Genomic DNA, 9,405 nt, shown 5'->3' with positions numbered 1-9,405 from the left:
CGGGGCCTGGCGCGCAGCGGCGCGCTCGCGCGGCGGCGCCTGGCCCGCCGCCGGCAGCACCGGGGCGGCGAGCACCACGAGAACCAGGAGAAGTCGTGGCGCGGGAAGGGTCACGGCGCGGCTACTCCCCTGCCCTGGAGGTCGCCGGCGCCGCCACCAGGCCCTCGAGCCGTTCCTCCTCCTCGGCTGCGCGCCGCCCGACGAGGTCGACCATCACCGGCAGCACGAGAAGCACGAAGACCGGGACAAGGCCGATGCCGCCCACCACCACCAGCGCGAGCGGGCGCTGCACGTCGGCGCCGATGCCGGAGGCGAGCGCCATCGGCAGCAGCCCGCAGAAGGAGGCGAAACAGGTCATCATCACCGGCCGCAGCCGGTCCCGCCCGGCACGCTCGAGGGCGACCGACCAGGTCAGCCCTTCCTCGCGCAGCTGCGAGAAGTAGGTGAGGAAGATGATCGCCTCCATCACCGTGATGCCGAACAGCGCCAGGAAGCCGATCGCCGCCGGGACGCTGAAGTTGAGACCGGAGATCCAGAGCGCGATCACGCCGCCGGTGATCGACATCGGCAGCAGCGAGAGCACCATCAGCGTCTCCTGCAGGCGCCCGAAGGAGATGTAGAGCAATACGGCGATCAGCCCGATCGCCACGGGCACGACCGTGGTCAGGCGCTTGATTGCCTCCTGCAGGTTGCGGAACTCGCCGACCCATTCCAGCCGGTAGCCGGGCGGCAGTTCCACCGCGCGCGCGACGCGCTCCTGTGCCTCGGTCACCGCGCTCGCCGGGTCGCGCCCGCGCACCGAGAAGCGCACCGGGATGTAGCGCGACGCCTCCTCGCGGTAGATGTACGACGGGCCGGTGATCAGCTCGATCTGCGCGATGTCGCGCAGCGTCGCACCGTCGGCGCCGCCGATCGGCATGCGGCCGATGGCGTCGATGCTGTCGCGGTACTCGGCCGACAGGCAGACGATGATGGGGAAGTTGCGGTCCGCACCCGGCTCGTAGACGCGCCCGGCCTCCTGCCCACCGATCGCGGCGGCGATCTGCGCCGTGACGTCGGCCATCGAAAGCCCGTAGCGCGCCGCACGCGCGCGGTCCACGCGGATCGAGAGCGTGGGCTGGCCGAGGCTCTGCAGCACCGCCAGGTCCTCGACGCCGTACACCTGCGCGACCTCGCGGCGCACCTGATCTGCGATGCGCGTCAGCACCGCGAGGTCGGGGCCGATGACCTTGATCGCGTTGGCGCCCTTCACGCCCGAGGCGGCCTCCTGGACGTTGTCCGAGATGGTCTGGGAGAAGGAGAAGTCCACGCCCAGGAACTCGCGGCGCAGCCGCGCCTGGACCGCGGCGACCAGCCCGTCGCGGTCGTGCGCGGTGCGCCATTGCGCCTGCGGCCGCAGCGGGACGAAGAACTCGGCGTTGAAGAAGCCCGCGCTGTCGGTCCCGTCGTCCGGGCGGCCGTGCTGGCTGGTGACGGTGATGACCTCGGGGAACTCCATCAGCACCCGCCGGATCTGGTTCACCGTCGGGTTCGCCTCCTCGAGCGAGATGGTGGCGGGCATGGTCGCGCGCAGCCAGATGCTGCCTTCCTCGAGCGTCGGCAGGAACTCGGCGCCGAGGCGGGTGAAGATGCCGACCGTCGCGCACATGGCGAAGCCCGCGAAGACCATGGTCAGCGCGCGCCGGCGTATCGAGCCGGCATAGGCGCGCCCGTAGCCGCGGCGCAGCCAGCGGACCAGGAAGGTGTCGCGCTCCTCGGTGTCCTCGCGGAACAGGGTCGCGGCGAGCACCGGGGTGATGGTGAAGGTCGCGATCAGCGCGCCGATGATCGCATAGGCGTAGGTCTTGGACATCGGGCCGAAGATGCGCCCCTCGATCCCGCCCAGGGTGAACAGCGGGATGAAGGCGGCGATGATGATCAGGGCGGAGAAGAAGATCGCCTTGTCAACCTCGCCGGCCGCGCGCAGGACGATGCGGCTCATGCCCGTGCCGCGGTCGTGCGCGTAGATTCCCTCGCGGTGCCGCGCCAGGTGCAGGTGGCGGAAGACGTTCTCCACCATGATCACCGTCGCATCGACCAGCAGCCCGAAGTCGAGCGCGCCGAGGCTGAGCAGGTTGGCGCTCTCGCCGCGCGCCATCATGATCAGGATCGCGAAGAAGAACGCGAAGGGGATGGTCGCGGCGATCACGATCGCGCCGCGCAGGTCGCCCAGGAACAGGTACTGGATGATGATGATGAGGGCGACGCCCTCGAGGATGTTCTTCACCACCGTCCGGGTGGCGACGTTCACCAGCTCCTCGCGGTCATAGAGCGGCACGATGCGCACGCCGGGCGGCAGGACGCCGCCGGCGTTGATGCGCTCGACCTCGCGCTGCACGCCGTGGATGGTGGGCAGGGTCTGCTCGCCGCGGCGCATCAGCACGACGCCGAGCACCGCGTCGTCCTCGACCTCGTGCCCCGCGACGCCGAGCCGCGGCAGGGTGCCGATCTCCACGCGCGCGACGTCCTCGATCAGCACCGGCACCCCGTTCGCCGACCCGATGACCGTCCTGCCGATGTCCTCGAGGTCGCGGATCAGGCCGATCCCCTGCACCACGGCCGATTGCGGCCCGAGGCGGATGGTGCCCGCACCGACATTGGTGCTGCCGTTGCGCACCGCCTCCAGCACCCGCGCGAGCGAAAGCCCGTGCGCCGCGAGCCGCTCGAGGTCCACCTGGACGGTATAGGCCTTGGTGCTGCCACCGAAGGTGGTGACGTCGATCACGCCCGGGATGCGCTTGAAGCGCCGGTCCAGCACCCAGTCGTTCAGCGTCTTGAGCTCGGTCGAGGTCCAGCCCGGCGGCCCGACCACGCGGTAGCGCATGATCTCGCCGATCGGCGAGCTCGGCGAGATCGCCGGCTGCGCGCCTTCCGGCAGGCCCGAGAGCTGGCCCAGCCGGTTGAGCACCTGCTGCAGTGCCTCGTCGTAGGTGTAGGCGAAGGTGAACTGGACCCTCACCTCGGACAGGCCGAACAGGCTCGTGGAGCGCACCGTCGCGACATTGGGCAGCCCCGACATCGAGACCTCGATCGGGATGGTGATGTAGCGCTCGACCTCCTCGGCGCTCTGCCCCGCATTCTGCGTGATGACCACCACGGTGGGCGGCACCGGGTCGGGATAGGCCTCGATGTTGAGGCTGCGGAACGCGACCAGGCCGACCACGAGGAAGACGCCGAAGAGCAGCAGCACGAGGGGCCGCCGCTCGAGCACGAAGGCAACGACAAGGCGCATGGGTCACCGCATCGGCGCGCGCCGGGCAGCCCCGGTCACCGGCCACAGGGAAGGAAGGGATTGGCGCGGCCGCGGCTGCCCGCGGCCCGCCGCTCAGTCGACGCTCGCCGCGCGGTCGATGAACAGGGCGCCGGCGGTCACGATCCGCGCACCCGGGGCGAGCCCGTCGCGAACCTCGAGCATGTTGCCGGCGCGGCGGCCGAGCGCGACGCGCTGCAGCTCGAAGCGGTTGCCGTCGAGCGCCGCCCAGACGGCCGTCTCGGCGCCGCGGTGGATGACCGCGCTGACCGGCACGCCGACCGCGCTGCCGGCCTCGCCCACCGAGATGCGGAAGCTCGCGAACATCTCGGTCTTCAGCAGGCCCTCGGGGTCCTCGACCTCGGCGCGCACCGGCAGGCGCCGCGTGGCGGGGTCGAGCGAGGAACCGACCGAGGCGATCCGCGCCTCGAAGACCCGGTCGGGCAGGGCGTTCACCCGCACCTCGACGCGCTGGCCGACGCGCACGCCAGGCGCGTCGAGCTCGCGCACCGCCGCCACGAGCCACATCGTGGAGAGATCGGCGATGGTCACGACCGGGTCGGTCGCGCCGGACGCGACCCACTGGCCCGGCCCGGCCCGGCGCTGCACGACCGTGCCGCCGATCGGCGCGGCGACCGCGACCACCGCATCGACCCGCCGCGTGCGTTCCAGCTCGGCAACGTCGCGCGCCGAGCGGCCCAGCACGCGCATCCGGTCGCGCGCCGCATCCAGGGCGGTCTCCGCCACGCGCAGGTCGGACGCCGCGTTGGCGGCCTCCGCCTCGGCCTGCTCGAGGTCGCGCCGCGCCGCCGCGCGCGCCTGCACCAGATCGCGCTGCCGCGCCTCGTTGCGTCGCGCGAGGTCGAGCGTGGTGCGCCCCTTGACCACGCCGTCCAGCGCGGTGAGCAGGTCGTTCGCCGCCTGCACCAGGTCGGTGGTCTCGATCTCGAACAGCGGCTGGCCGGCGACCACGGCGTCGCCCTGGCGGACCAGCACGCGCAGGATGCGGCCGGAATAGGGTGTAAAGACAGGGGTCGAGCGGTCCTCGTTGTAGGCGATCCGGCCCTCCGCGAGCCGCTCGCTGCGGAAATCATGCGTCACGACCGGTTCGATCCGCAGCGAGCGGATCTCGGACTCGCCCAGGCGGAAGGTCGGGTCCGCCGCGCGCGCAGCGGTTCCGGCCGCCGGATGCGGCTGCGGGTCGTCATGGCCGGCGTGCAGAATCATGAAGCCGGCCACCGCCGCGCCCAGCGCGCCGGCGGCCCAGACGGCGCGCCGGCGCCACGGCGAGCCGGCTGCCGGCCTGGCATCGGCGGACAGGGTCATCTCGGTCGTGACGCTCTCGGTCCCAGGGCCGGCCGGCGGCGGCGGCGGGTGCATCATCGTCATCGGTGGAATCCCCAAGGGTGCGCAGGGCAGCACGCCCGTCGGCGCGCTTGTGCCAGGGCAACCTTTCGCCGACCTTACGGACGCCACCCCGTCATGCCGCACGCGACCCGAGCAGGCTCAGCGCGAAGACTGCGCCGCCGCCGGGATTGTCGCGCACCGTCACGGTGCCGCCGTGCCGGGATGCGATCTCGGACACCAGCGCGAGGCCGATGCCCGAACCGCGCCGTGCCGTGCGGTCGGCGCGCCAGAAGCGCTCGAAGACCAGCGCCTGATGGGCGCCGGGCACGCCGGGGCCGCGGTCCGCGACCTCGACCGTCGCCGGCGGCGCCAGCCGGACCTGCACCGTCGTGCCGCGGGCGGTATGGCGCAGCGCATTGTCCACGAGGTTGACCACGGCGCGGCGCAGCTCGACCGGATCGCCGCGCACCCAGATTGGCACGTCGGCGCCCTGCACCTCGATCGAGCGCCCCTCGCGCTGCGCGGTCGCCGACAGCCGCTCCGCGACCTCCCGGCAGAGCTGCGCGAGGTCGGTCTCGTCATCCGGCGAGGGCGGCGCGGATTCGGCCGATTCCAGAAGCTGGTCCACGATCTGCGCCAGGTGCTCGACATCGCCGCGCAACCGCGCCGACACCTTCGAATCGGCCAGCAGGTCCAGCTCCGTCGTCAGGATCGCGAGCGGCGTGCGGATCTCGTGGGCGACGTCGTGGCTGAACCGCCTCTGCCGTTCCAGCGCCTCGTCCAGCCGGTCGAGCGCGGCATTGACCGCCTGGATCAGCGGCAGGACCTCCGCCGGCATGCCGCGGGCGCCGATGCGCCGCTGCGCGCCGGGGACGATCGCCGCCGCCTCGGCCGCGGCGGAATTGAGCGGGCGCAGCAGCAGCCGTGTCAGGCCGAGATTGGTCGAGAGCATCAGCATACCGCCGCCGGCCAGCAGCACGATGATCGGCACGAAGGTGACGCCCGGCACGTCGTCGATCACCACGAAGGGGCTGGTCATGTCCTGCCCGACCTGGACGGTCATCGGGCCCTGCGGCGTGTCCACGACCCGCGACAGGCCCCAGAAGCGCCGGTCGGCATCCTCGATTCGGAACGCGACCTCGGGTTCCTCGGCATTCAGCCCAAGCCGCGGCAACCACCGGCCCGCCCGCGCCGAGGACGCGACGACGCGATCCGCCGCATCGAGCACGACGAAGCTCACCGTCCCGCCCGCGGTGTCGAAGCGCGCCACCAGCGGCTCCGGCAGCGGCTCGGCCAGGCTGTCGATGCCGGCGAGGTGCAGCCGGTCCGACAGTGGATTGAGCACCGCCTCCAGCGAGAGGGCATGGACGGTGTCAACGGCGCGGCGCACCTGCCGCACCAGCACCCAGGCCGCGAGGGCGGTGACCAGGATGGCGATGGCCGCGAAGGTCGCCGTCAGGCGGCCGAGAAGCGAACGGGGCGTCACCTGCATGCCGGCACCTCCGCGCCAGGTCGCGCCCGCCGCCGGCATCCATGCCCGCCGCGCCGCGCCGCGCTACAATAAGCGGGACCGGTCGCGCCGCGTCCAGCATGGTTGACAACCCGCGGCGCGCGGCGGATTCCAGGCGCGCGGGCGGCGCACCGGCCCGCGGGATACGGATGCATGCGGCTCCTCCTGGTCGAGGACAATCACCGTCTGGCGGAACTCCTCGCCGAGGGCCTCGGCCGGGCCGGCTGGTCGGTGGACATCGTCGAGACTCTCGATGATGCCAGCGCCGCATGCCGTGCCTTCCGCTTCGACGCGGTCCTGCTCGACCGCGGCCTGCCGGACGGCGAAGGGCTCGACCTGCTGGCCGCGATCCGTGCGGCCAGGCCGCCGCCGGCCGTCCTGGTGCTGACCGCGCGCGGCGGCGTGCAGGACAGGGTGGAGGGACTGAACCGCGGCGCCGACGACTACATCATCAAGCCGGTGGCGATGGAGGAACTGGTCGCGCGCATCAACGCGGCCGTCCGCAGGACAGGTGCCATGCGGCCGACCTCCCTGACCTGCGGCCGGCTCACCTACGATCCGCTGTCGCGCGCCATGACGGTGGGCGACCAACCCTTCGATCCGACGCGGCGCGAACGCGTGGTGCTGGAAGCCCTGCTGAACGCCGCGCCGCGCGCGGTTGCCAAGGAAACGCTGGAAGAACGGCTCGAGAGCTTCGACCGCGAGATCGGGCGCAACGCCCTCGAGGTCTACATCCACCGGCTGCGCAAGCGCCTGGCCGAGCGCGATGCGGGCGCCGTCATCGAGACGGTGCGAGGGCTGGGCTACCGGCTCGCCGCCGAGGGCACGGCGCAGCGGCAGGGCTGAGCCCTGCGCAGGGCGGGCACGGCGGCGAGGCGCTGGTGCGCGCGGCGTCAGCGCGGCCCAGCCGGGTCCGGCCAGAACCGCACGCCCTCCCGCGCCAGGCCGCCACCCACCCCGATCGCGGTGCCGTCCGCGCGCCAGCAGGCGGCACCCTCCATCGCGCCATCCTCGTGGAAGCGGATGGCGCACATGCCGCCGCCGATATGCGGCATGCGCGCCAGCACATGGCCGCGCGCCGCAAGCACCGTGCGCACCGCCTCGCCGAAGGCGGGCTCGATCTCCACGGCATCGCCCTGCGTCCAGAGCCGCGGCGCCTCCACCGCCTCCTGCAGGCTCATGCCGTGATCGACCAGGTTCAGCATCCCCTGCATGACGCAGCCGAAGATCCTCAGCCCGCCGGGCATCCCGAGCGCATAGGCCGGCCGGCCGCCGCGCAGCACGATCATCGGCGCCATCGAGGTCGTCACCCGCTTGCCCGACGCGATCGACAGGGCGCGCCCGGGGCGCGGGTCGAAGGTCGCCAGGTAGTTGTTCGGGATCATGCCGGTGCCGTGCACGATGAAGCGGGCCCCGAAGGTGGAATTGATCGTCTGCGTCATGCAGGCGATCCGCCCCTCGCCGTCCGCCACCGTGATGTGCGTCGTGTGGGGGCTCTCGGCCGAGGCGATGCCGGCCGACCAATCCTGCGCCCGCGCCATGTCGATCAGCGACCGCCGCTGCGTGCCATAGGCCGCCGAGGTCAGCCGCTCCACCGGCACATCCACGAAGGCCGGGTCGCCCGACGCCACCGCCCGGTCCGCGAAGGCCATCTTCAGCGCCTCGGCCAGCAGATGCAGCGTATCGGCGGACCCGAAGCCCAGCGCACGCAGATCCCAGCCGGACAGGATGTTCAGCATCTGCAGCACATGCACGCCGGAGGAGGCCGGCGGCGGCGGCAGCACCACCTCCACGTCGCGATAGGGCCCGCGCAGCGGCGCGCGCGCGATGGTGCGGTAGTCGCGCATGTCCGCCGCGGTCACGATGCCCCCCGCGCGCGCAATGCCCGCCGCCACGGCATCGCCCAGCGCGCCGTCGATCGCCGCCGCGCCCTGCTGCGCGATGGTCTTCAGCGTCTGCGCATAGTCGCCCTGCACCACGCGATGCCCGGGCTTCAGCGGCGACCCACCCGGCAGGTAGATCGCCGCGATGGCGGGGTCCTTCGCCAGGTCCGGCGCCGCCTCCGCCGCGCATTCCGCGAGATACGGCGTGGCGCGGTAGCCGCGTTCCGCATGGCGGATGGCCGGCGCCATCACATCGGCCAGCGGCAGGCTGCCGAAGCGGTCCAGGATCTCGCACCAGGCCTTGAGGTTGCCCGGTGTCGCCACCGACAGCCCGCCGACCGCGTTCACCCGCCCGACCGCTTCGAGGTTGCGCGGGTTCTCCGGCTGCGCCGGGGCGAACATGTCGGGCCTGGCGGCGGCGGCGCAGCGCGCCATGCCGTCGATGACCGTATGCGTACCATCGGCAAGGCGCAGATGCGCCGTCCCGCCGCCCAGCAGCCCCACCATCATGGGTTCCACCACGCTCAGCGCGAACAGCGCGGCGATCGCGCCGTCGAAGGCATTGCCGCCGGCCGCCAGCATCTCCGCCCCCGCGGCCGAGGCCAGCGGATGGTTGGTCACCACCATGCCGTGCGTACCCGTGGCGGGGCGCTTGGAGGTGGCGAATCGCGTGCCCGCGCGGGTGGTCCAGTCGCTGCTCATGGCCGGGATGCGTCCTTCAATGTGCGGGTGCCAGGCGGATGATCCGCTGCGGCTGGCACAGATCCTCGCGCGCGCGGTCCTCGACCCGGCCATCCGACCATCGGATTCGCAGGTCGTTCAGGCAGGGGGTGCCGCCGGGCGGCGTCACGTGCAGCGTGCTGCCTGGCGGCAACTCGACGCGCCCGATCAGCGAGGCGCCGAACTGCGCCCGGCCGCTCGGCGACATCTCGACCGCCACGACCGGGACCGGCCCGCCATTCATCAGCATGAAGGTGCGCGGCCGCTGGTCCTGCGCCGCCGCCGGCGCTGCCAGCAGGCTCAGCGCGGCGAGGATCCACCGGCGCCCTTGCTTCCCTCGAATCGCAGATCGGGTGCGGCGCACAGGTCAACCCCCGGACGGTCCTCGGTCCTGCCGCCAACATAGACAACGCGGATATTGAACAGGCAACCCTGCCCCGGCGGCGGGCGCAACAGCACCGCATTGCCCGGCGTGATCTGCGCATGGCCGAGCCAGTCCTCCTGGCCCAAGCCGTCCTCGACGCGCGCGACGAACAGGCGGGAGATCGTGTCGGCGGCGCCGTTCACCAGCCGTGTCGCGGGGGCGGCGGGCGGAGGCGCCAGGCGCGGCGGCGGCACCTGGGCCGTGCCGTGCGGCGGCGAGGCGGCAGACCCCG

General features: G+C 72.7%; 6 protein-coding genes and 1 pseudogene. 1 reads left to right on the top strand and 6 read right to left on the bottom strand.

Annotation, left to right across the window (positions count from 1 at the left end):
• Positions 1-121 precede the first annotated feature (121 nt).
• From HW578_RS18100 to HW578_RS18090, 3 genes are all read right to left on the bottom strand, one after another.
• Positions 122-3,271, bottom strand: coding sequence for an efflux RND transporter permease subunit (locus tag HW578_RS18100; RefSeq protein ID WP_198372045.1), 3,150 nt, complete (start codon positions 3,269-3,271; stop codon positions 122-124).
• Between the two features lie 93 nt (positions 3,272-3,364).
• Complete coding sequence (locus HW578_RS18095) at positions 3,365-4,678, bottom strand: efflux RND transporter periplasmic adaptor subunit (protein WP_198372043.1); 1,314 nt, start codon at positions 4,676-4,678, stop codon at positions 3,365-3,367.
• Between the two features lie 91 nt (positions 4,679-4,769).
• On the bottom strand, positions 4,770-6,128 hold the full coding sequence (locus tag HW578_RS18090; RefSeq protein WP_198372041.1) for a sensor histidine kinase: 1,359 nt from the start codon (positions 6,126-6,128) through the stop codon (positions 4,770-4,772).
• Positions 6,129-6,299: 171 nt separating this feature from the next.
• Here HW578_RS18090 and HW578_RS18085 point away from each other — a divergent pair, with 171 nt between their 5' ends.
• Complete coding sequence (locus HW578_RS18085) at positions 6,300-6,992, top strand: response regulator transcription factor (protein WP_198372039.1); 693 nt, start codon at positions 6,300-6,302, stop codon at positions 6,990-6,992.
• Positions 6,993-7,039: 47 nt separating this feature from the next.
• Here HW578_RS18085 and ggt read toward each other — a convergent pair whose 3' ends face one another.
• From ggt to HW578_RS18070, 3 genes and pseudogenes are all read right to left on the bottom strand, one after another.
• Positions 7,040-8,731, bottom strand: a complete 1,692-nt coding sequence (gene ggt / locus HW578_RS18080; RefSeq protein ID WP_232479086.1) for a gamma-glutamyltransferase — start codon at positions 8,729-8,731, stop codon at positions 7,040-7,042.
• 16 nt (positions 8,732-8,747) lie between these two features.
• Positions 8,748-8,999, bottom strand: coding sequence for a hypothetical protein (locus tag HW578_RS18075; protein ID WP_198372037.1), 252 nt, complete (start codon positions 8,997-8,999; stop codon positions 8,748-8,750).
• Between the two features lie 50 nt (positions 9,000-9,049).
• Positions 9,050-9,405: pseudogene (locus tag HW578_RS18070) on the bottom strand (hypothetical protein); the annotation flags it as partial.

Origin of the sequence: Roseomonas rosulenta (assembly GCF_016106005.1) — a bacterium.
Taxonomy (GTDB): domain Bacteria; phylum Pseudomonadota; class Alphaproteobacteria; order Acetobacterales; family Acetobacteraceae; genus Neoroseomonas; species Neoroseomonas rosulenta.
Note: the sequence above shows the minus strand (reverse complement) of the source record. Positions and strands in the feature narration are given on the sequence as shown.

Coding starts and splice junctions, on each gene's coding strand:
- HW578_RS18100 (WP_198372045.1), bottom strand. CDS start 3,271: ATGCGCCTTGTCGTTGCCTTCGTGCTCGAGCGGCGGCCCCTCGTGCTG.
- HW578_RS18095 (WP_198372043.1), bottom strand. CDS start 4,678: ATGACGATGATGCACCCGCCGCCGCCGCCGGCCGGCCCTGGGACCGAG.
- HW578_RS18090 (WP_198372041.1), bottom strand. CDS start 6,128: ATGCAGGTGACGCCCCGTTCGCTTCTCGGCCGCCTGACGGCGACCTTC.
- HW578_RS18085 (WP_198372039.1), top strand. CDS start 6,300: ATGCGGCTCCTCCTGGTCGAGGACAATCACCGTCTGGCGGAACTCCTC.
- ggt (WP_232479086.1), bottom strand. CDS start 8,731: ATGAGCAGCGACTGGACCACCCGCGCGGGCACGCGATTCGCCACCTCC.
- HW578_RS18075 (WP_198372037.1), bottom strand. CDS start 8,999: ATGCTGATGAATGGCGGGCCGGTCCCGGTCGTGGCGGTCGAGATGTCG.